17 protein-coding genes are annotated in these 21,392 nt (G+C 46.6%); 5 read left to right on the top strand and 12 right to left on the bottom strand.

Annotated elements, in window-relative coordinates; all coding sequences use genetic code 11:
* Window positions 1–147 precede the first annotated feature (147 nt).
* The 5 genes from AAKU61_RS09485 to thiL all read right to left on the bottom strand — a co-directional run bounded on the left by AAKU61_RS09485 (window position 148) and on the right by thiL (window position 4,646).
* On the bottom strand, window positions 148–1,278 hold the full coding sequence (locus AAKU61_RS09485; RefSeq protein WP_354331656.1) for an ATP-binding protein: 1,131 nt from the start codon (window positions 1,276–1,278) through the stop codon (window positions 148–150).
* 3 nt (window positions 1,279–1,281) lie between these two features.
* Window positions 1,282–2,181, bottom strand: a complete 900-nt coding sequence (locus AAKU61_RS09480; protein WP_354331654.1) for a response regulator — start codon at window positions 2,179–2,181, stop codon at window positions 1,282–1,284.
* Between the two features lie 73 nt (window positions 2,182–2,254).
* Window positions 2,255–2,740, bottom strand: coding sequence for a CinA family protein (locus AAKU61_RS09475; protein ID WP_354331652.1), 486 nt, complete (start codon window positions 2,738–2,740; stop codon window positions 2,255–2,257).
* Between the two features lie 388 nt (window positions 2,741–3,128).
* A complete protein-coding gene (locus tag AAKU61_RS09470; protein WP_354331650.1) occupies window positions 3,129–3,659 on the bottom strand; it encodes a phosphatidylglycerophosphatase A family protein in 531 nt (176 codons plus the stop codon).
* Window positions 3,660–3,677: 18 nt separating this feature from the next.
* Window positions 3,678–4,646 carry a thiamine-phosphate kinase gene (gene thiL, locus AAKU61_RS09465; RefSeq protein WP_354331649.1) on the bottom strand — a complete coding sequence of 323 codons (969 nt, stop codon included), beginning with the start codon at window positions 4,644–4,646 and terminating at the stop codon, window positions 3,678–3,680.
* Between the two features lie 551 nt (window positions 4,647–5,197).
* Here thiL and AAKU61_RS09460 point away from each other — a divergent pair.
* The 3 genes from AAKU61_RS09460 to AAKU61_RS09450 all read left to right on the top strand — a co-directional run bounded on the left by AAKU61_RS09460 (window position 5,198) and on the right by AAKU61_RS09450 (window position 9,012).
* Entirely contained in the window at window positions 5,198–7,684 is a 2,487-nt protein-coding gene (locus AAKU61_RS09460; protein WP_354331648.1) for an EAL domain-containing protein, read from the top strand.
* Between the two features lie 89 nt (window positions 7,685–7,773).
* Window positions 7,774–8,280 (top strand): GNAT family N-acetyltransferase, encoded by a 507-nt coding sequence (locus AAKU61_RS09455; RefSeq protein WP_354331646.1) that lies wholly within the window; start codon window positions 7,774–7,776, stop codon window positions 8,278–8,280.
* A 99-nt stretch (window positions 8,281–8,379) separates the two neighbouring features.
* Complete coding sequence (locus AAKU61_RS09450; RefSeq protein ID WP_322119678.1) at window positions 8,380–9,012, top strand: response regulator; 633 nt, start codon at window positions 8,380–8,382, stop codon at window positions 9,010–9,012.
* Window positions 9,013–9,092: 80 nt separating this feature from the next.
* Here AAKU61_RS09450 and AAKU61_RS09445 read toward each other — a convergent pair whose 3' ends face one another.
* A complete protein-coding gene (locus tag AAKU61_RS09445) occupies window positions 9,093–9,533 on the bottom strand; it encodes a response regulator (protein ID WP_354331644.1) in 441 nt (146 codons plus the stop codon).
* Window positions 9,534–9,754: 221 nt separating this feature from the next.
* On the opposite strand from AAKU61_RS09445, the gene AAKU61_RS09440 reads away from it, so the two are divergent.
* Window positions 9,755–11,143, top strand: coding sequence for a CHASE3 domain-containing protein (locus AAKU61_RS09440; protein WP_354331642.1), 1,389 nt, complete (start codon window positions 9,755–9,757; stop codon window positions 11,141–11,143).
* Window positions 11,144–11,146: 3 nt separating this feature from the next.
* On the opposite strand, the gene AAKU61_RS09435 is transcribed toward AAKU61_RS09440, so the two are convergent.
* The 5 genes from AAKU61_RS09435 to argA form a co-directional block, all read right to left on the bottom strand.
* Window positions 11,147–11,968 (bottom strand): Crp/Fnr family transcriptional regulator, encoded by an 822-nt coding sequence (locus AAKU61_RS09435; protein WP_354331640.1) that lies wholly within the window; start codon window positions 11,966–11,968, stop codon window positions 11,147–11,149.
* 442 nt (window positions 11,969–12,410) lie between these two features.
* On the bottom strand, window positions 12,411–13,070 hold the full coding sequence (locus tag AAKU61_RS09430; protein ID WP_354331638.1) for a response regulator: 660 nt from the start codon (window positions 13,068–13,070) through the stop codon (window positions 12,411–12,413).
* Complete coding sequence (locus AAKU61_RS09425; protein WP_354331636.1) at window positions 13,067–14,464, bottom strand: cache domain-containing protein; 1,398 nt, start codon at window positions 14,462–14,464, stop codon at window positions 13,067–13,069. The genes AAKU61_RS09430 and AAKU61_RS09425 overlap by 4 nt, the downstream gene beginning before the upstream one ends.
* A 139-nt stretch (window positions 14,465–14,603) precedes the next feature.
* Complete coding sequence (locus AAKU61_RS09420) at window positions 14,604–14,876, bottom strand: oxidative damage protection protein (RefSeq protein ID WP_322119672.1); 273 nt, start codon at window positions 14,874–14,876, stop codon at window positions 14,604–14,606.
* Window positions 14,877–15,052: 176 nt separating this feature from the next.
* Window positions 15,053–16,363 (bottom strand): amino-acid N-acetyltransferase, encoded by a 1,311-nt coding sequence (argA, locus tag AAKU61_RS09415; RefSeq protein ID WP_354331634.1) that lies wholly within the window; start codon window positions 16,361–16,363, stop codon window positions 15,053–15,055.
* 24 nt (window positions 16,364–16,387) lie between these two features.
* Here argA and hrpA point away from each other — a divergent pair, with 24 nt between their 5' ends.
* Entirely contained in the window at window positions 16,388–20,506 is a 4,119-nt protein-coding gene (gene hrpA, locus AAKU61_RS09410; protein WP_354331632.1) for an ATP-dependent RNA helicase HrpA, read from the top strand.
* Window positions 20,507–20,588: 82 nt separating this feature from the next.
* On the opposite strand, the gene AAKU61_RS09405 is transcribed toward hrpA, so the two are convergent.
* The gene (locus AAKU61_RS09405) at window positions 20,589–20,942 is read right to left on the bottom strand and encodes a hypothetical protein (protein WP_354331630.1); all 354 of its coding nucleotides are present in this window, start codon (window positions 20,940–20,942) and stop codon (window positions 20,589–20,591) included.
* Between the last annotated feature and the right edge of the window lie 450 nt (window positions 20,943–21,392).

Below are 21,392 nucleotides of genomic sequence, written 5' to 3'. Positions count from 1 at the left end.
TGCGGAAAAACGGATAGTTCCAGTTTCTCCCAGCGATGTTGCTTAGCTGTGTCTGCTTTGTATCAGACTCGACATATTTAAAACGAATACAAGAAGTTGAGTATGTTCAGAACAATCACTGAATAGGATTTTATTAAAATAATGTAATTACTGATCAGACAATTTTCTAGGCAAGCAGATCTGTGCAGTCAGGCCGCGGCGCTCAGTATTATTGAACAAAACTAAATCGCCAGCATGCTGGCGTGCGATTTCTCTGGCGATACTTAAGCCCAGACCAACACCGCCGCTATTTCTGTTACGTGATTCTGATAAACGGACAAATGGTTCAAACACCTGCAGTAACTGATCTGGCGGAATACCTGGCCCATCATCAACAACCTGAATTAAAAGTTGATCGGGACTATCGCGCAAAATAATTTCGACTTCTTTGCCATGACTGAGCGCATTTTCTAAGATGTTAGAAATACAGCGACGCAAATCAGAAATAATCGCAAAGAGTGGCTGAGCATCGCCTGAAAAATGTACCTGATGTCCTTGCTCTTGTGCATTATCAACCAAGGCTTCTACCAAGGCTTGCACGTCCAATAATTGCCCCGATGCAGTCGCTTTACCGTTACTGCGCAGGTACTCCAAAGTCGTATCCAGCATCAAGCGCATTTCTTCTATATCTTGTTGCAATTTATCTTTGGTGGCATCGTCGTCCAGATGTTCTATCCGTAATTTCATGCGGGTTAAAGGTGTACGCAAGTCATGCGACACCGCAGCTAAAAAGCGACCTCGCTCTTCTAATTGCAATCGAATCCGTTCCCGCATTTTATTAAATACATTGGCGGCCTGGCGTGCCTCTGCCGGGCCGGTTTCCAGCAAAGCTGGTGCATTCAAATTATCGCCAACCTGGCTTGCGGCATGCGCCAGATTTTGTATCGGTTTCGCCAGATTGCGTGATCCATACCAGGCAGCAATTGCAAGAATTAAAAATTGCATAGACATACTCAGAAAAAAACCCAGCATCGGCCCCGGGAAGTGATCTTCATGCGGTGGCAGATGTCTTAGTGGTGCCATATTGTCGGGCGGTGCCGTTTGCATTTGCCTAGAAAACGGTGGTCTGTTCTCTGCATGCGGATGTGGAAAACGGTCACCCAAAAATACGAATAACAAAATAAATGTCATAACATGGCTGACGATCACCGCCCCCATTGCCAATCCGAATAAGCGTGTAAAAATCGTATCAGAGAAAAAACGGCGTAATCCCAATGTTGTTGCTGGTGTTGTCGTCATTATTTAATTCGAGGAAGGATGAGGCAAAGACGGCGATGGCAGCAGCGTCGGTGTAACTGTTTTCGATGCAGATGCAGATGCCGGTGGCTGAAACATATAGCCTTCGCCGCGTATGGTTTTTAGCATTGATGGTTGGCGCGAATCCTCACTGAGTTTTTGCCGTAGTCGCGAGACCAGCAGATCGATACTGCGATCAAATGCCAAAGACGATTTGCCACGTGCGATATCCAATAACTGATCGCGGCTAAGAACTTGCCCCGGGCGCTTTACAAAAGTTAATAGCAAACGGAACTCTGCATTGGACAGCGGCACCACTAAATTGTCGGGCGTATTGAGCTGGCGCGTATGACAATTAAGACGCCAGCCATGGAACGTAATTTCTTCTTCGGTTCGGTTATTGTGCTGGCTATGGTGTTGGCTAATTTGGTTGCTCTGGCTGGCCTGACCGGCCTGTGTCCGGCGCAAAATCGTATGGATACGCGATACCAGTTCTCGGGTATCAAAGGGCTTGACTACGTAGTCGTCTGCACCTAACTCTAAACCAATAATTCTATCGGCAGATTCGCCGCGAGCGGTCAACATCAGGACGGGGATTTGGCTGTCTTTGCTATTTCGCAGACCTCGCAATAAAGAGAGTCCGTCTTCATCAGGCAACATCAGATCAAGCAAAATAATATCGATCTGGGTAGCTGCTAATTGTTGACGCATCGCTTTACCGTCGGCGACGGTAATGCAGCGGATACCAAATTTTTCTAAATAGCGTGCTAACAGTTCACGGATGTCAGCATCATCATCGACCAGCAGGGCATTAATGTGCGGTTCTGGCAGCGTTGCCTGCGAGTGGGCTTTACTGGCGTTGGGGCTCGTTGTGAGTGCATCAGTGTGTACATTAGTCGTAGACAAATCAATTTCCTTCACACTATCTTTGACAGGACTTGCGCTACATTACTCCGGCGAAGTTCTTTTAAATTTTTTGCTACGCTTCTTTAACATAGCGTAGCAACTTATCTAAAGCATGCACGATAGTTTGCTCACGTACCGCGTGACGATCACCGCTAAATACTTTGCGTTCAGTATGCGTGATGCCTCCAACCAGCCAGGCAAAACAGACTGTGCCAACCGGCTTGCCCGGTACTGCACCGCCCGGACCAGCAATACCCGTGGTGGAGAGGGAGACATGGGCCTCAGAATTGGCTAGCGCGCCTTCTGCCATGGCCGCGGCAATTTCTTCACTGACCGCACCGTGCTGTGCAATCAATGCGTCGGAGATATTTAATAATTCCGTTTTGGAGGAGTTGGAGTAAGTGATAAACCCGCAATCAAACCATTCCGAGCAACCGGCGATTTCGGTAATGGCTTGGCAAACGCCGCCGCCAGTGCAGGACTCTGCGACCGACAATAAAAGTTTTTTGGATTGCAGGGCTGAGCCGACTTCGGTAGCGAGTTGAATAACATTTGGCATGGCATGGTCTCCTGTGGTGGATTAACTCAATTAGGCGAATAAACGAATCAAGTTGATGAATTACTTTACCACTTTGTCCATGCGCATTGATAGCGACTTGATGAAGTTTCAGCTTTGTAAAGTGGATTTTTACAAACGTGCAAGATCAGATCTTTAGCTAACACTACTGGCTGAAACAGTTTGCCTGCAGACGTTGAAAAAGCGTAAAAAAGTACGTATTTGGAATACTTTTTTTAGTTTTTATAACAAAGATTGGATTGAGATGATTTTATATACTCACTATGAGTATATTTTATTGTCCAAGTAATCTCTGGACAATTTGGCATATTTATTAAAAATAAGGGGGGAGTATATTCAATTTAATGAGGAATTTAATGCAATGAAGCCGTCAGATTACGCGCCACAAGGCAAATAGCAACAAGGTATAAAACGCGGCCAGAATATCGTCCCACATCACACCAAAACCGCCTTTGAGCTGACGATCAAAATAGCCTATCGGTGGTGGCTTGACCATATCAAATACCCGGAACCAGAAAAATGCCCAGCATTGGGTAGAAAAACTGGCAGGCGTGACAAACAGCAATACTAGCCAAAACGCAATGATCTCGTCCCACACCATGCTGCCATGATCTGCCACGCCCATATTGCGCCCGGTTACCTGGCATGCCCATACACCCACGACAAAACCCAGCACAATAATCCAAGCCCACGAGCTTGGCGTGAATAAATCTGGCCAGCGCGTACTCAGCACATTAAAACTTAGCCAGGCAAATAAGGTGCCGCTGGTACCAGGCATGATGGGCGAGAGTCCGCTGCCAAAGCCTTGCGCGAGGATATGTGCCGGATTACTCAGCATAAAGCGTGCGCTTGGTTTGATTGTTTTTATGCCGTCGGTGCTAGAGGTGTTAAATATGCTCATGGGCTGATTCTGTCTCGGCTACGGACTACTAAAATGATCAAAAGAGGTCAATGATAAAGCTAATGGCTGCCCGCTGGCATCCAGCAAGCGTAAGCCAAGATCAGTCTCAATCCGGCCAATACGTGTGACCGTAGTCTGGCTGTGGCGTCCCGCCTCCGCAACCGCATCACGTTGGCTAACAGGGGCGGTAAAACATAATTCGTAATCATCACCACCCGCAAGACAAAACTCGCGGCGCCTTGTTTGATCTTGCTTGCGTAGCGCCAAACCTGCTGGCAAATCATCCACCGACAAGCTGGCACCAACACCGGATTTTTTTAGAATATGCCCAAGGTCGCCGATCAAACCGTCTGAGATATCCAATGCCGCATGCGCAATAGCCTGCAATGCCGTGCCCAGCGCAATACGTGGTGTAGGCTGATGCATGCGTGGTGCGGCAATCGCCAGATCGGCGTCACTCAAGCGCATCTCATCCCAATAGTGCGCCAATGCCAGACGCGCATCGCCTAAAGTGCCAGAAACCCAGATGTCATCGCCGACCTGTGCGGCATCACGGCGTAAGGCTCGTCCGGGCGGCAATTCACCAAAAATCGTGATGCAAATTGTCAGCGGACCTTTAGTCGTATCGCCACCGATCAAAACACAGTGATGTTGCTCCGCCAGTGCCAGCAAGCCGCCAGAAAATTCTGCCAACCAATCTGGTCTTGCTTCTGGCAAGGCCAGCGCCAAGGTAAACGCAACTGGTTTGGCACCCATCGCTGCGAGGTCAGACAAATTCACCGCCAGACATTTATGCCCCAGCATACGGGGATCGGCATCCGGGAAAAAGTGCCGGCCCGACACCAGCATATCGCTGGAAATCGCCAATTGCATGCCGGGTGAAGGCTGGAGTAAAGCGCAGTCGTCACCTATCCCCAGCGCAATCCGGCGGTCGCTGCTGGCGGGTGTGACGAAATACTGTTGGATAAGGTCGAATTCAGAGAGCATGCCGGATTGTACCGAATCTCTTTTGTTGATCAAGTGAATAATGATTGAAGACAGGCAAGGCTATTTCTTTCTAAAAAAGATGGTACTAGAGAAAAGAAAAAACAAGAAAATGCAAGAAAAAGCGATAGCAAAAGTAAGTAAAAAACAAAGTAAAAAGCTCAGTAAAAAGTCGGTTGCAAGGACATTGTGAATTTGATAGACAGCCAGAAGTAGATAGATCCGTGTTGCACTTTACACTCAGATGACCGAATATAAACTTTCCCTGCGGGAAAACTTGAATCTTCGGGTTAGAATTCGACAGGTTTATTGGCTGATGAATTGGTTGATTGCTCGGCAGTTCCAACAGCTCCGGCAGTTCCCGCAGTTCCATTAACGGGTCTATTTTTATTTACGGACCTGTTTTTATTTAGATTCGTTGCGTCATTCGAAACCCTATTTATCCAATGGGGTGCGTTGCAGTTGTTATCCATATTCTGATATCTACTGATACTTATTGATTCGTGTACAAGCTAAAAAATTATTTCCATGCATGGTTGCAAAAAAGTGTGTACGTGCGGCTATATGTCCCACTGACTTTATTAATTATTCTCGTAAGCGGGTTTCGCTATTATTTGCTGATACAGGCTGAAACTACTGAGGTCAGGCAGCGCGCCTCTGCTGAAATGCGGCAAGCAAGTCATTTTTTACTACCTGTAATTAAAGAGCTTTCAGCGAGACATCAGCCTGCTGAGATAAAACAATTAATTGAACGCGAAATAAGTACCAGTGACCAGATTACCGAGATCACTTGGCAGGATGAGCACGGCCAGCTTGTTGCAGAAAATATTACCAACAGCATCAGTGCTGCACCGCCTTGGTTTTTTCATTTTATCCTACTAAAAAATGAGTCGCAGGTTCATCAGATTATGTTATCAGATGGTGCTATGGCGACGCTCCAGTTAACGACCTCGCCCGCTACGGTCATCGATGCTATCTGGGCTAAAGTATGTACGCAAGCCAAGCTGTCGGCTGCGATTATTTTTACTATTTTTTTCTTACTTAGTTTGATTTTACGCGCCAATGCCAGAACCTTAGCAAAACTCGCCATTGCAACGATCAGATTTAAAAAAGGCGAGCATTCCGTCCGTATGGAAGTCGCTGGTAGTGTGGAATCGCGCGCATTGGCAAGCACCTTCAACAGCATGACGGAAGAAGTTCAGAAACTCTTTAAGTCTTTGCAACTCAGCAGACACGAGCTGGCAATCGAGAAGGAGATCGTAGAAACTACCTTGGCATCCATTGGTGACGCTGTGATCAGTACCGATATTGACGGGAATATTTTGACCCTGAATAAAGTCGCTCATCAGCTGACGGGTTGGAGCCAGCAAGAGGCGCATGCTACACCTTTAAAACACGTCTTCACTTTGCTGGATGCAATCGATCAACGCAGAATGACGATTTTTGTTCAGGGTATTCATGTTGTTGAAAACAAGCTTGAAAGCAGCGGAAACAATAGCCCAAATAATAGCGAAAAAAATAGAATTGAAAGTGATAACCAGGATGTACTGCAATCCTCGGGGAAGATGCTGATAAACAGAAATGGTCAGCAACATGAAATCGACTTTACTGCTTCTCCGATCAAACGGAAAGACGGTAGCGTAATTGGTTGCGTTCTGGTCTTCAGAGATGTCAGCGAAAAGCGTCTTTTAATGCAGAGAATTTCTTGGCAAGCCGGTCATGATCAGTTAACAGGCTTAGAGAATCGTCACCTGTTTACTGAGCGTTTTAAACTGGCTATTGAGCAGGCAAATGCCGATCAATATTGGCTCGCAGTATGCTTGCTTGATCTGGATCATTTTCAAACTATTAATGAGCAACACGGACAAGAAGTCGCTAATAAATTACTTCAAAATATTGCAGGAAGATTAGAGACGTGCATAGCAACAGCTAACTCCGGCAATTACATAGCGCGCTTGGGCGGTGACGAATTTGTTGCATTAATCCAAGTCCAGATCGGCGCCGCAGATCTGGAGGATAAATTGACCAGACTAATGACGGAATTATCCCGTCCGCATCAATTTGAGCAAAAAGAAATTGCCATCACAGCGAGTATTGGCGTGGCAATTTATCCGCGTGATGATCTTAATCCCGATATTTTATTGCGTAGCGCTGATCAGGCTATGTACCAAGCAAAATTGAATGGACGCAATCAATTTCATGTCTTTGATGCGCAATTAGATCAGCAGGTCAGGACACATCACAATCAGCGCACCAGAATCAGACGTGCATTAATTGACGGCGAGTTGAGGTTGTATTACCAGCCCAAAGTCAACATGCGAAAAGGCGAAATCATTGGTATGGAAGCGCTATTGCGCTGGCAACATCCTGATAAAGGTATCGTCGGGCCACTACATTTTTTGCCGATAGTTGAGCATACCGATTTGATCGTTGATATCGGCGAGTGGGTTATACATCAGGCATTGGAGCAATTAGTTCTCTGGTATGAGGCTTACTCGCATTGGGTGCTTAGCGTGAATATTGCGGCAAGACATTTTCAGCATCCCGATTTTTTGGCAAGATTGACGAGCATTCTGGCCGACTATCCCCAAGTCAATCCACAATCTTTAGAAATTGAAATTTTAGAATCTGCAGCGATTCAAGATATTCAGTATGTCCGTGAAGTCATCATCGCCTGCCAAGAATTGGGTGTACGTTTTGCCTTAGATGATTTTGGAACGGGTTATTCCTCTTTGTCGTATCTAAAACGATTACCCACTAATACCTTAAAAATCGATCAGAGTTTTGTCAGAAACATGCTAGAAGACCAAGAAGACCTTGCGTTAATCAGTGCGGTTATCGGCCTTGCCGATGCTTTTAAACGCGAGGTTATTGCTGAGGGTGTTGAGACAGCAGAGCAGGGCGTCTCCTTAATGCGACTTGGTTGTGATTATGCGCAAGGGTATGTAATTGCGCATCCTATGCCAGCGCGCACAGTAGACTCTTGGGTAAGAACATATAGACCAGCATCTGAGTGGAGTCTGCAAGCCAAACTTGCCTAGCTGGGTGTTGGCACAATGTTGGCTTAAGGACGGCCGCTATACAGTAGGATATCAGTTACTAATTTCTTGATTAAATTACCTTAATAATGATGATCTCTATACGTCGCTACCTTGCAACTGACTGGAACAGTATTTGGCCGATCTTGCAGACCACTTTTGCCCAAGGTGATACCTACGCTTATGATACTCAAAGCACCGAGGCAGAGATACATAGCGCGTGGATTAAGACTCCTGCCGCCACTTATGTCGCCTGCGCAGCAGATGGACAGATATTAGGTACTTATATCCTCAAACCTAACCAGCCAGGTTTAGGTAGCCATGTCTGCAATTGCGGTTATGTGGTCGCGCCAGATGTACAAGGCAAGGGTATCGCTTCTGCAATGTGTGAACATTCGCAGTCAGAGGCAATCGCGATGGGGTTTCTTGCTATGCAATTTAATTTGGTGGTGTCTACCAATGAGCGCGCCGTGCGCCTTTGGCAGCGGCTGGGCTTTAGCGTGATTGGTACTCTGCCTCTCGCTTTTAAACACCGGCAACTTGGTTATGTTGATGCTTTTGTGATGTTTAAGACCTTGGTAAGTCCACCATCTGATTAGATGTGGACAGGATTATGCGCTGATAGACCAACACACCTTAAGACAGCCAGTGCATAATTCTGAGTGCTTGCTATAGGTTAAATATTCTCAAGGACTACAATGATACGTGTTGCCATTTGTGATGATCATCAAATTGTTCGTGCTGGATTTAAGCAGATTTTTTCTGAGGTAGCCGATATTGAGGTCGTGGCTGAGGCAAGTACCGGCAGAGAAGCATTGGATATTGCGCGGAATAAGTTGTGCGACGTGATGCTGCTCGATATCAGCATGCCAGATCAGAGCGGCATTGATACTTTGCGCACCATCAAGCAAGGGCAGCCAGAATTACCGATTTTGATTTTAAGTGGTTATCCAGCTCAGCAATACGCGGTCAATTTATTCAAAATGGGTGCCAACGGTTATCTGAATAAAGAGTGTGACACCGATGAGCTGATTAAAGCTGTTCGTACGGCCGCTACCGGACGGCGTTATGTGAGTGCAGAGGTGGGAGAAATATTGGCGCAGGGCTTTGATCAAGATGTCACTGCAGCTTTACACACAGAATTATCTGATCGGGAGTTTCAGGTATTTTTGCGCTTGGCGAAGGGAGAATCGGTGTCTGATATCGCGCTTGTTTTATCGCTTAGTGTAAAAACGATCAGCACCTACCGTGCTCGCGTGATGGAAAAAATGCACTTACATTCAAACAGTGATCTGACGTATTACGCTTTAAAAAATAATTTGCTGGATTGAACATTACTTAAAAAAATCGTCAACTATTTCAATAAATTTACTTGTATCGCAAGCTTGTTTCCCCATTAAATTTTAAGACTTTAATGTAGCAAGTCCCGAATACGGCTGACCAGCAAATCCATCTCACGCGACTTATCAAAAAAATCTTCAGCACCGTATTTAAGACTGTGGGTTCGCAACGCTGGCGTAGGATGATTGGTAAATACAAAGCGCTTTCCGTAATCACGGGCATCATTTTGTAAGGCGGCTAATACGGCTAAGCCATTACCTTCGCTCAAACTGATATCTACAATCGCTACGTCCCATTCACTAGCCCTCAATTGCTTTAAAGCGTCTTTTTCGTTCTCAGCAAAACCTACCACTTCGATCTGTTCCGTGTCATGCAGCATGTCAATCAAGACAGTACGGATTCGCTGAGAATCCTCTATCAAGAACACTTTAAGTTTTTTCGTTACATCCATAATTTCGACCTCACGTAACATCGCTGAAGATGTTGACGATTTTTCAGTTATTTGCTGCATTGCGGCTCCAATTCGCGATTTCCATTTATGATCTCGCTTTAGAGTCATTGTAAACATGGTGATAAGTGCTTGCAATCAGCGTAAACTGAAGATGATGTAGGAGTGTTCCTACGTGCAGATTTTTCGTACTATTTCGTACTTAGTTTTATTAATAATCGCCAGCTAAAATCTTAAAAAAACGCATAACAGTCGCCACATCCATAGCAAATTAGGATATTCGTGTGAATAAAACTTCCTCCACTTCACTACCGCTGTACATCACAGCTTTATTTCTCGTTTGTTTAATTACCTTGATTGGTAACGCGATATCTGATTATCAAAATCTGCAAAAGCTGAAAAATAATACCGATTGGATCGAGCACACATGGAATATTAAAGATCATTTAAAAAATGTGAATTTGCTCATCATGGATGCCGAGAGCAGCATGCGTGGTTATTACTTATCAGGCGATGAGGTATTTTTAGGGCCGAAGAAAAATGCCGCTATTCAGCTTAATCAGGAATTTATTTTACTGAATAGTTTAGTCAAAGATAATCCAGCTCAAATTAAAAATCTATCTCAGTTGCGCGAGATGTTTGATCGGAAAATGAAAAAATTTGATCAAGGTATTGCGCTATATAAAGATGGCGGTTTAGATGAGGTTGTTAAGGTAATTCGGCTAGGTGAGGGCAGAGAAATCATGGATGAGATCCGTCTTCTGGATGTCATCATGGAGAAAGAAGAGCTGGAGTTATTATCCAATCGTCGTACTCAATTTTTTAATGAACATAATCAGGCGCTATGGATAGGCAATATGATCAATATCATTGCCATTCTGGTGTTAATGCTTTTTTATCGTCTGATACAAAAGAGCTTTGCAAAACAAAGAGAGGTAGAGGCAGAATTAAAAACGACAAACGATAATCTTGAGTCTACGGTCATGGCACGTACTGAACAGCTGTCAGTTTTGTCGCATCATCTGCTGCGTGTATCTGAGGAAGAAAAAGCAAAATTAGCGCGAGAGTTGCATGATGAAATGGGGGCTAGCCTGACCGCTATTAGTATGGATGTATCAATGTTGACGGAGAAATTAAAGACCAAAGAGCCAGCTTTGTCTCTTCAGCTACAAAGAGCAAAAACCACCTTGTTAGAAGTGGTTGATCTTAAGCGTCGCATTATCGAAGATCTGCGCCCCAGTATGTTGGATAACCTTGGTCTGGCAGCATCCATACAAAATTATTGTGACGAGGCAGCGCGTATCGCTGGCTTGCAACTGGTGATGGATATTGATGAGGATATCGACAGAATAGATCCAGCCTGGTCTATTGCTTTATTTAGGATCGCGCAAGAATCGCTGACGAATGTGATCAAGTATGCCAAAGCAAAAAAAGTCACAGTCAGTTTAAAAAGAGAGCGGTCGGACCTGTATTTACAGATTTTAGATGACGGTATTGGTATATCTATTGACGCTATTAAAAAACCGCGCTCACATGGATTGCTGGGGATGCGTGAGCGTACTCTGCTATTGGGTGGAACGTTTACGATCAAACCAGGTAAGGACGATACGGGCACATTAGTTGAGGCGCGTATTCCCTACCCTGGACAAACTCCTGCTAGCGAAATGATCTGACTGCTATCGTTTGATTGCCGCATTTGCCAGCATTAAATCGAAGGCATGTCTGGCGACTTTGTAGCATTCGCCAGCATGTGCTTCCAGGCCTTCTCTATCCAATACCGTGATGCTGCCACGACGATATTTTAGCAAGCCGGCGTGTTGTAACTTGCCGGCGGCCTCGGTAATACTCTCACGGCGTACACCCAGCATATTTGAAATTAACTCATGCGTTACTTTCAGCTCATTAGTCGGCAAACGATCTAACCGGTCTAACAACCAACGGGATAATTGCTGGTCTACAGAATAGTGGCGGCCAGAGACAGAATTTTGTGCCATCTGTGCGAACAAGGCTTGGGTATAGCGCATCATCAAAGACTGTAATTTATCTCCTTGATTACAAGCTTCTTTTAAGACAGATGTTTTTAAACGATACGCGTAACCTGTACTTTGTACCATTGCTGTACCCATGGCGCTTTCGCCCATCAGTGCAGAAATACCGACCATACCCTCATGACCGATCACGGCAATCTCTGTTACACCACCGTCTGCCAGCACGTATAAGAGCGCAACGATGGCAGTAGTTGGGAAGTAGACATAAGAGAGCTTATCGCCGTAGTCATGCAATTTTTGATCAAACGACAGGTCGACAAACTCTAGATGCGGCAAGAGGAAGGCTAATTCTTCAGCAGGCAATGCCGCCAACAAATCATTTTGAATTGGACCGATAGGACGTGGATTCAATACTGCATTGATGGCGAAATCATGTTTCAGCAAAGAGCGTTGTAAGCGTGGTGCTACATCTGCTTTGATGGAGATTTCAGTGCGCAAGGATTGAGTCATTTTTAGCCTCTCATTTAAATCACGTAAGTCGTATCAAACTTGGTCAAAGTTGCTGCAAACATCAACACGTCTGGTGTCAGTGCATGAGTTGTACTTTATGTGTTTAAAGTAAGAGTTGCCATCGGAATAAGGGGCGTACTTTTGTACGCAAAGAGCCTGGGATGTTGTCAGCGTTGTCTTACAGCACAGGCAGGGAGAATAGCACCAGAGATTGTTTTTGCCGAGATAATATCTGGCGCTTTAACCTGTTAATTTAATATACTCCCATCTAAATTTTTTAAAAATTGTGCATTATCCAATGATTGTATGGACGTTAAAAATATACATGGTGGGAGTATATTATTATCTTGTTTAATTATCGAGTTGGTTTTATGCGCTTTCAGCACTGTATTTTGTTACCGTGTAATGTCAGATTCTTGATTGGCGCGTGTAGGACTCAGTTTTAATCCAGCGTCTGAGTTACCTGAGTTAGCGCAAAGCGGATCAAATCTGCTTGTCCTTCAATATGTAATTTGCGTTTGATATTGAGTCTGTGTGTTTCTACCGTTCTGACACTTAAGTTGAGTTCGCGGGCGATGTGTTTATTGGATTTGCCTGTAGCGATGCTTTTGAGTATGCCTTGCTCTCTTTGGGTCAGCATCTGCGCCGCCGAGGGCGCAGCGGATTGTTTTTGTAAGCCTGAGCTGAAATACCGCTTACCATCCATCACATCATGGATGGCCGCGATGATCTCTTCCGCCGGCGCATCTTTTAAAACATAAGCACGTGCGCCAGCTTGCATGGACTGGCTGACATATTCCGCTTTCTCATGCATGGATAACATGATCACTGCGATTTTTGGATAATCCCTGCTTAACTGTGCAGTCAAACTAATACCGTTAGCAGAATTTGCCCCCAAATTGATATCCATCAGTATCAGATCAATGGGCAAGTTGGCTGCCAGTTGCAGCGCCTGCTCAGCATGAGCCGCTTCACCAATAATATGGAAATGCGGAATCGTTTCCAGCCTGGCTTTAAGACCGTCTCTGACTAGCGGATGATCATCTACCAGCAGCAGATTGATGGATTTTGTGGTGGCCTGATCTGGCGTTGCTGTGTTCATGATGAGTTCCTTGCGATGCTGGTGATGCGGGCAATAACTTGGGTACCGCTGGCGCTGGAATGCAATTCTAACTGGCCGTTGACGGTTGCCAGTCGCTCTCGCATATTGCTCAATCCTATACCGCGTTTGGGGTGACTGGCGATACCTTGTACGTCAAATCCGGCACCATTGTCCTCGATCATTAAATCGACAGAATGTTTGTCGCCCCGCAAAGTAATCTGCACCTGTGTCACCTGGCCAGCATGTTTGTGGATATTGGTCAAAGCCTCTTGGGCGATGCGGAATAAGACCGTATTACTGATGTCGTCCAAACCATCGCAGTCGCCATCGCTTAAAAAGTTGACTGGCAGGCCAGTGTCTTGGGTAAATTCTTCGCTTAAATGCTCAAACGCTGCGGCGAGTCCCAGGTCATCCAGCATTGCAGGGCGCAGATCATGTGAGATTCTTCTGACCTCGCCTAGTGCATCGTTGAGTTGGGTTGTGGCGCGCATGAATGAGGATTTAGCAGATATATTTTTAGACCCGTTCTCAGAGGCGGTTTCTAACTGCTCTGCATCCAGCTTGGCTAAGCCTGATTCGATTTGCAATTTGACCGATACCAATAACTGACTCAATCCATCATGCAGATCACGCGATAAACGGGCGCGCTCGTCTTCTTGTGACCGGACTACACTTTGCGCCAGCACCTTGAGTTTTGCCTCTGCTACGCGAGATTCGCTAATGTTTAATGCCAGGCCAGAAGCGGCAATCAACAAGGCGCTGGTGATGGCAATGCCCGCAATCCAGAATAGAGTGCTTTGGCTATTTTTAGTATTTTGTACTTCGATTTTATTCAAAGCGTTATTCACATCATCGAGATAAATACCGCTACCCAGCATCCAGCCCCAGCGCTCCAACGGTATGACATAACCTAGTTTGGCGGCGACCTTGTGGGTGGAGGGTTTTTCCCACAAATAACGGACTACGCCGCCACCTTCCTGCGCTTTAGCGATCAACTTCCTGATGGTGAAATTACCCTCAGGATCTTTCATATTCCATAAGTCCTGGCCAACCAGATCGCTTTGACGTGGATGCATCAAATTTTTGCCATGCATGTCATACACATAAAAATAACCATCATCGCCGAAATCTAGCTTGGCTAAAATTGCCTTGGCTTCTTCTTGTGTGCGGAGATCTTGTTTTTCTGCATTGTATAAATTCGATATCGCAGCAGCACCCAAGGTGACATAGTGTTTTAACTCAATTTCTTTACTCGCCAGATAAGCTTGTTCCACAGTCGTGCGCTGTTGCTCCGCAAGCAAAGTGGTCTGATAAAAAACCGCCATCGCAATCGCTGCTAAGGAAAGCAGCAAAGGGGTGATTGCAAACAGGATAATTTTTTGTCTGAGCTTCATCGGGTTGGTTTTAATTAATTTGTAGAAAAATTTTTAGGATCAGCTTTAAATATCAATTTTAAGCATCAAGGTATATGAAAAAAGCCCCGCAAGGATGCGAGGCTTAATATGTTTTATCTGGACAGCTAAACTGCTGGGCTTATTCAGTCGGTGGTACATAGCCAGTTGCGGCATCTGCGCCATCGCCAAAGAAATGTTTTTCCATTTGTGTTGCCAGATATTTACGGGCGCGGGTATCTGCTAAATTCAGACGGTTTTCGTTGACCAACATCGTCTGATGTTTGAGCCAGGCAGCCCAGGCTTCTTTCGATACGCTTTCGTAAATTTTCTTACCGAGTTCACCCGGATACGGAGGAAAATCTAAACCTTCAGCTTCTTTGTCTAACTTAATGCAGTGGACCGTACGGGCCATGGTAAAACTCCTATCAATCTTTGAAAAGGGACTTACGAAAAATCGCCCCAGCTGCGTTGTAGCGTCCGTTCGTACTAAGTAAGGTACTAAAGTACTGTCTTCGCCGCTACGCCTTGCTGGGACAATTTTGCGTAAGTCCTAAGAAATAACAACCGAGGTTGCAGCGATGCTCAAGATTATAACTGCTTAATCAGCACCAGCGATTTGCGCTGCCAGTTATACATTTTTTGCCGATTCTTTGGCAGATCATCAACGGTCGCTTTGACAAAACCGCGTTTTAAAAACCAGTGCTCGGTTCGCGTCGTTAAAACGAACAGCGAATGGATACCCGCTCGCCTTGCCCGTTTTTCAATATGTTTGAGGATCCGTTCACCGTCACCCTGACTTTGCACATCGGGATTGACCGTCAGGCAGGCCATTTCTCCCATTTTCTCCATAGGGAAAGGGTAGAGCGCCGCGCAGCCAAAAATCACACCATCATGCTCAATCACGGAGAAGTAATTAATCTCACGCTCGATCAGCTCACGACCACGTTTGACCAGGGTGCCGTCGGCTTCCAGCGGCTCGATCAGTTTAATAATGCCACCGACATCTTCAATCGTGGCTTCACGCAAGCTCTCCAGATTTTCATAGCTGACCATCGTGCCGACTCCATCATGCGTGAATAACTCTAGCAAGGCAGAACCATCCAGTTTGTAGGGCACAATATGTACCCGAGGCACGCCACCGCGTGACGCCTTCACCGCATGTTCCAGATAAAACGAAGAATCTGCCGGCAGATAATTTGCTTTGATTTCTTGCTCTGCCTGTACCGATGATAGCTCGCGTAGCTCATCATTATCTTTGTCCAGCATCATCGGTGTTTCGCTGATGAAGATCAGCTTATCCGCTCGCAATGCAATGGCAGCAGCCACCGCGACATCTTCCATTGTCAGATTAAATGCCTCACCCGTCGGAGAAAATCCCAAGGGGCCCAGCAGTACCAGACTGCCAGCAGCCAGAATCGAGTGGATGGTGTCATACGCTACTTTGCGGGCAATCCCTGTTAGACCAAAGTCAACGCCATCGACAATTCCAATCGGTTTGGCCGTGACAAAATTACCAGAGATGATCCTGATCGCAGAATGTGCCATCGGCGTATTTGGCAAACCTTGGCTGAATGCAGCCTCAATATCCAGTCGCAACTCGCCAGCCGCTTCTTTAGAACACTCCAGCGCGGCGGTGTCGGTGATGCGTATGCCATTGTGAAATTTGCCTTCCACGCTGCGCAATGCCAGTTGCTCAGCCACCTGTGGTCGTGAACCATGCACGATGACAATTTTGATTCCTAGTGCATGTAACAGCGACAGATCTTGCGCCAGAACTGGCAAAGCGCCCGCCATGACTAGCTCACCCGGGAAGGCGACCACAAAGGTTTTGCCACGGAAGGCGTGAATATATGGCGCGACTGAGCGCAGCCATTGAACGAATTGAACAGGATTTTCCATGGGCAGATTATAATGCGCTCCGCTATGTCTGCTAATAATTCATCCAAAAATTCTCCCAAAAAAGCCACGACTGATTTACGTCAATTGCGTGATAGCCTGCGTCAGGCTCAACAAGTGAAGCTAGAAGTGAAGCCGGACGCGGTTAAAATCCCCGTTGTGCCGCCACCAAAGGCAGTCCAGCCTGCGCAAAATCACCCAACTACTTCAGATCATCGAGGGATTGCTCCGCCTGCTAAAACTAGACAGGGTGGGACAACGACCGTGCGGGAGCAAGTGCTACCGTTCCGTAACCCGCCCCCGATCATCACTTATCCCGAAGAGTTACCGGTGTCGGGTAAGCGTGCCGAAATCGCCGAGGCTTTGCAAAAGCATCAGGTCATTATTGTCTGTGGTGAAACCGGATCAGGTAAGACTACACAGTTGCCGAAGATTTGTCTGGAGCTGGGGCGTGGCTTAAAAGGCTTGATCGGCCACACTCAGCCACGTCGTATTGCGGCCTCATCGACCGCCAAACGGATTGCGCAAGAGTTAAATTCGCCACTGGGCGAGCATGTTGGCTTCAAGGTACGTTTTACGGACACATTGACCAAGGGGGCCTATGTCAAACTGATGACGGATGGTATTTTGCTGGCTGAGACGCAGACCGATCCGCTGCTCAGGCAATACGACACGATCATCATCGATGAAGCGCATGAGCGCAGCCTGAACATCGATTTTCTGCTTGGTTATCTCAAGCAGCTACTACCCAAGCGCCGTGATCTGAAAATCATTATCACGTCGGCGACGATTGATGCACAGCGCTTTGCCAATCACTTTGCTGACGATTCTGCCAATCCGGCCGGACCGGAGCCTAAACCAGCACCGGTGATTGAAGTGTCTGGCCGCCTGTATCCGGTTGAGGTGCGTTATCGTCCGGTGCAAGAAGATGAAAAGGATAAAGAACGCGACCTGATGACGGCGATTACGGATGCAGTCGATGAATTATGTCGGGTTGGTTCTGGCGATGTACTGGTGTTTCTGCCGGGTGAGCGCGAGATCCGCGACGCTGCAGAAGCCTTGCGCAAACATCATCCAGATCACGTAGAAATTTTGCCACTATTCGCTCGTCTGTCGGCGCAAGAGCAAGAGCGCGTATTTAAGGTTAGCAACGCGCGACGCATCGTGCTAGCGACGAACGTCGCAGAGACATCGCTGACAGTACCTGGCATTCGTTATGTAGTTGATACCGGTCTGGCACGCGTCAAACGCTATAGCTATCGTAATAAGGTCGAGCAATTACAGATCGAACCAGTCGCTCAGTCTGCGGCGAATCAGCGCGCTGGTCGTTGTGGCCGTGTCGCTGCGGGCGTTTGCATACGTTTGTATGAAGAGACCGATTATATTCAGCGACCAAAATTTACAGAGCCAGAAATTCTGCGCTCGTCCTTGGCTGCCGTTATCCTGCGGATGAAGTCTCTGCATTTGACCGATGTTGAAACCTTTCCGTTTATCGAGCCGCCACCCGGTCGTGCCATTGCGGATGGCTATCAGTTGCTGCAAGAATTAGGCGCGATGGATGAGGGCAATCAGCTCACGCCTACCGGTAAGCAACTGGCTAAATTGCCGCTTGATCCTCGCGTCGGACGCATGATTCTGGCAGCGCGTGATAATCATGCGTTGAGCGAAGTGCTGATTATTGCAGCCGCCTTATCGGTACAAGACCCGCGTGATCGTCCGATGGAGGCACAAGCTGCTGCGGATCTCGCTCACAAGAAATTCGCGGATGAAAAATCAGAATTTAATTCGTATCTCAAAATCTGGAAATGGTTTGAAGACGCGATAGAGCACAAAAAAACCAATCGTCAGTTACAAGATAATTGCCGCGCGAACTTTCTCTCGCAAATGCGGTTGCGGGAGTGGCGCGATGTCCATAGTCAATTACTGACGATTGTAAAAGAGCAGGCATGGCGCATGAATGAAGCGCCAGCGACGTATGAACAATTATACATGGCGCTGCTGACTGGTCTGCTTGGTAATATCGGCTACAAGTCGGATGAAGAGGCACATTATCTGGGTGCACGCGGCATCAAGTTTTATATCTGGCCGGGTTCTACTTTAGCGAAGAAGGCAGGGCGTTGGGTGATGGCGGCAGAGCTGGTCGACACCACGCGTTTGTATGGCCGCTGCATCGCCCAGTTGCAGCCGGAATGGCTGGAAAAAATTGGTGGCCATTTATTAAAAAAATCCTACGGTGAACCTCGTTGGGAAAAACGTACTGGACAAGTTTCTGCGTTCGAGCGGGCAACTTTGTACGGCTTAGTGGTGTATAGCCAGCGCCGTATTCAATATGGTTTGACACATCCCACCGAGGCACGTGAAATTTTTATCCGTGATGCGCTGGTCGGTGGCGAGCTGGATACCCGTTTACCTTTCTTTGCACACAACCAAAAGCTAGTGCGCGAGATTGAAAATCTCGAACATAAATCCCGCCGTCTGGATGTATTGGTGGATGACGAGTTGATCGCAGCGTTCTACGATAAATATATTCCTGCCGGTGTGTACAACGCGGTATTGCTGGAGCAATGGCATAAGGACGCAGTGAGGGAAAATCCCAAGCTGCTCTACCTGAATAAAGACGAACTGATGCGCCACGAGGCGGCCGGTATCACGACCGATTTATTTCCTAAAACGATGCAAGTGACTGGCGTTGCGCTGCAACTCAGTTATCACTTTGAACCACGTAGCCCGCGTGACGGCGTTACGTTAAGCGTGCCCTTGTTCTCACTGAATCAAGTATCTGCGGAGCGTAGCGAATGGCTGGTGCCCGGGATGCTCAAAGAAAAAGTGCATTTACTGATCAAGTCTTTGCCGCAAAAAATTCGCCGTCATTGTGTGCCGCTGCCAGATTATGCAGCGGGTTTTTGTGACCGCAATGAGTTTGGTACCGGTAATTTAATCGACGTAGTAATCGCCGATATCCGTGAGCAAACAGGTTTGCTGTGTAAAACGACGGATTTTAAGTCTGAGACTCTGCCGGTTCATTTAACCATGAACTTTAAGGTGGTTGATGAGCATGGTCGTCAGTTAGAAATGGGACGTAATCTATCGACCTTGCGCGCCGAGTTTGGCGGCCAAGCCAGGGAGAGTTTTCAGCGAATTGCTTCTGCTGAAAAATTAGCCTTGCTGGAGTCCAGTAGCAATACGTCTAATGTGAAGGCGGTCGCTGCTCCTAATACTCATGCTGCAGCGAGCCGTACTCAAGTATTGTCCGCGACGTCAACGGCAAAAGCTAGCACGGTACAGCAAGCAAAGTTACAAGAGAATCTGACCGCCTGGACTTTTGATGAGCTACCAGAATTGCTTGAAGTCCAGCAAGGTAAGCAAACCTTGATTGGTTATCCGGCGCTGGTTGATAAGCTCACGCATTGCCATATCGAGGTCTTTGATGATCCTGATGAAGCGGCACGCGTACATCGCATAGGCATGCGGCGTCTGTTCGCTTTGCAATTGAAAGAGCAAGTCAAATTTCTGGAAAAAAATATCCCGGGTTTGCAGCAAATGGGCATGCAGTTTATGGTCTTTGGTTCGCAAGAGGAGTTGCGTGATCAGATCATTCAGACCGCGATTGAGCGTGCTTGTTTACAGCATCCTTTACCGAGTAATTCTGGCGAGTTTAATAAGCGCAGAGAAGAGGGCAAAGGGCGTTTGAATTTACTCGCCAATGAAATCGCCAGACTTGCCGCACTGATTTTGGCGGAATATCACGGCTTACCAAAAAAATTGCAGGGCATTAAAGCGCATGCGCTTGCCGAGCGGGATTTGCAAACCCAGTTACAACAACTGATCGGTAAGCGCTTTATTGCTGAGAATGACTTCACGCAGTTATCGCATTTTCCACGCTATCTGAAAGCGATTACGGTGCGCTTAGAAAAGTTGCGGGCTGACCCGGCACGTGATGCCAAATTGCTGGCCGAATGGAATAGTGTCGCCCAACCGTGGCAAAGAATGCCGCGTAAATCCGGTGCAGATGCTGATCCAAAATTGACTGAGTTCCGTTGGTTGCTAGAGGAGTTGAGAGTCTCTCTATTCGCCCAAGAGTTGCGTACACCGATGCCTGTGTCAGTTAAGCGCTTGCAGAAAGTGTGGGAGAGTTTGCAGCGCTGATGTTTTGTAGACTGAAATAAAAAATGCCGATCTTTATCGGCATTTTTTATTTATCAACACTTTTGATTTAGCTACTTTTTAATCAGGGCGATTTTTTTCTCACGATCAGAGTGACGATGGCGATCACGATCAGTATGGGCAATAAGGCAGGAAGAATTGCCAATAGGATCGCACCAGCAATCACTGCAAATAACAACACCAAAAATATCGACACACCCGCCAGTACGACGCCTGTAATGCCAATGGCAAAAACCACCGCCAGTAGCCCAATCATGACGCCGCCTGCCGCTATGCCAACCCCTGCAAAACCGTGTACGGATTCGCCATCGATCATGATTGACGAGGAATCCATTGAAAAATAGGTAGCGCAGATCAGAGCCAGGATCGTCGCTAAAACGCTAAAAGTGACGAGGTAGTTGCGTGTGGAGTTTGTCATGATGGCACCCTTAAAAAATCGTTAAGAACATCAACATCTTCTGTGTTGATGCAATGAGTGCATGATAGGCAAGCAGTTGGCGATGCTCAATTCACTTGCGACAGACTGCAAGAAACGTGGTTCCAATGGAAATTGAGCAAGATGAGCGGGGCGAAAGAATGTTGAGTCGAGTCGGTGGCCAAGCTGATATTCGTATAAGTCGGGAATCATTCTTCAGTGATTTATTTCCGACCAGGATTTACTTTTGCAGGCGTAAATTCGACATTATTTTTATATACTCCCCTATATTTTTTTGGAATATGTCATATCGTCCAATGATTATATGGACACTCTAGCTATACTAATTAGGAGTATATATTAAGCCAAGATTTTCCTTTAGATGCACGAGAGGTGCCGTTTGATTGCTGACGGCGCATTTCTGGTCATTTTTGAGGTTCTTCGTTGCCCGGC

The sequence above is a fragment of the Undibacterium sp. GrIS 1.2 genome (assembly GCF_040544435.1).
Taxonomy (GTDB): Bacteria; Pseudomonadota; Gammaproteobacteria; order Burkholderiales; family Burkholderiaceae_D; genus Undibacterium.
This window is presented reverse-complemented; position numbering and strand designations above follow the sequence as displayed.

Excerpts from the sequence above, each read along its gene's own strand:
- hrpA (WP_354331632.1), top strand. The coding sequence starts at position 16,388 with ATGTCTGCTAATAATTCATCCAAAAATTCTCCCAAAAAAGCCACGACT.
- AAKU61_RS09485 (WP_354331656.1), bottom strand. The coding sequence starts at position 1,278 with ATGACGACAACACCAGCAACAACATTGGGATTACGCCGTTTTTTCTCT.
- argA (WP_354331634.1), bottom strand. The coding sequence starts at position 16,363 with ATGGAAAATCCTGTTCAATTCGTTCAATGGCTGCGCTCAGTCGCGCCA.
- AAKU61_RS09450 (WP_322119678.1), top strand. The coding sequence starts at position 8,380 with ATGATACGTGTTGCCATTTGTGATGATCATCAAATTGTTCGTGCTGGA.
- thiL (WP_354331649.1), bottom strand. The coding sequence starts at position 4,646 with ATGCTCTCTGAATTCGACCTTATCCAACAGTATTTCGTCACACCCGCC.
- AAKU61_RS09405 (WP_354331630.1), bottom strand. The coding sequence starts at position 20,942 with ATGACAAACTCCACACGCAACTACCTCGTCACTTTTAGCGTTTTAGCG.
- AAKU61_RS09430 (WP_354331638.1), bottom strand. The coding sequence starts at position 13,070 with ATGAACACAGCAACGCCAGATCAGGCCACCACAAAATCCATCAATCTG.
- AAKU61_RS09475 (WP_354331652.1), bottom strand. The coding sequence starts at position 2,740 with ATGCCAAATGTTATTCAACTCGCTACCGAAGTCGGCTCAGCCCTGCAA.
- AAKU61_RS09470 (WP_354331650.1), bottom strand. The coding sequence starts at position 3,659 with ATGAGCATATTTAACACCTCTAGCACCGACGGCATAAAAACAATCAAA.
- AAKU61_RS09425 (WP_354331636.1), bottom strand. The coding sequence starts at position 14,464 with ATGAAGCTCAGACAAAAAATTATCCTGTTTGCAATCACCCCTTTGCTG.
- AAKU61_RS09445 (WP_354331644.1), bottom strand. The coding sequence starts at position 9,533 with ATGCAGCAAATAACTGAAAAATCGTCAACATCTTCAGCGATGTTACGT.
- AAKU61_RS09435 (WP_354331640.1), bottom strand. The coding sequence starts at position 11,968 with ATGACTCAATCCTTGCGCACTGAAATCTCCATCAAAGCAGATGTAGCA.
- AAKU61_RS09455 (WP_354331646.1), top strand. The coding sequence starts at position 7,774 with ATGATCTCTATACGTCGCTACCTTGCAACTGACTGGAACAGTATTTGG.
- AAKU61_RS09420 (WP_322119672.1), bottom strand. The coding sequence starts at position 14,876 with ATGGCCCGTACGGTCCACTGCATTAAGTTAGACAAAGAAGCTGAAGGT.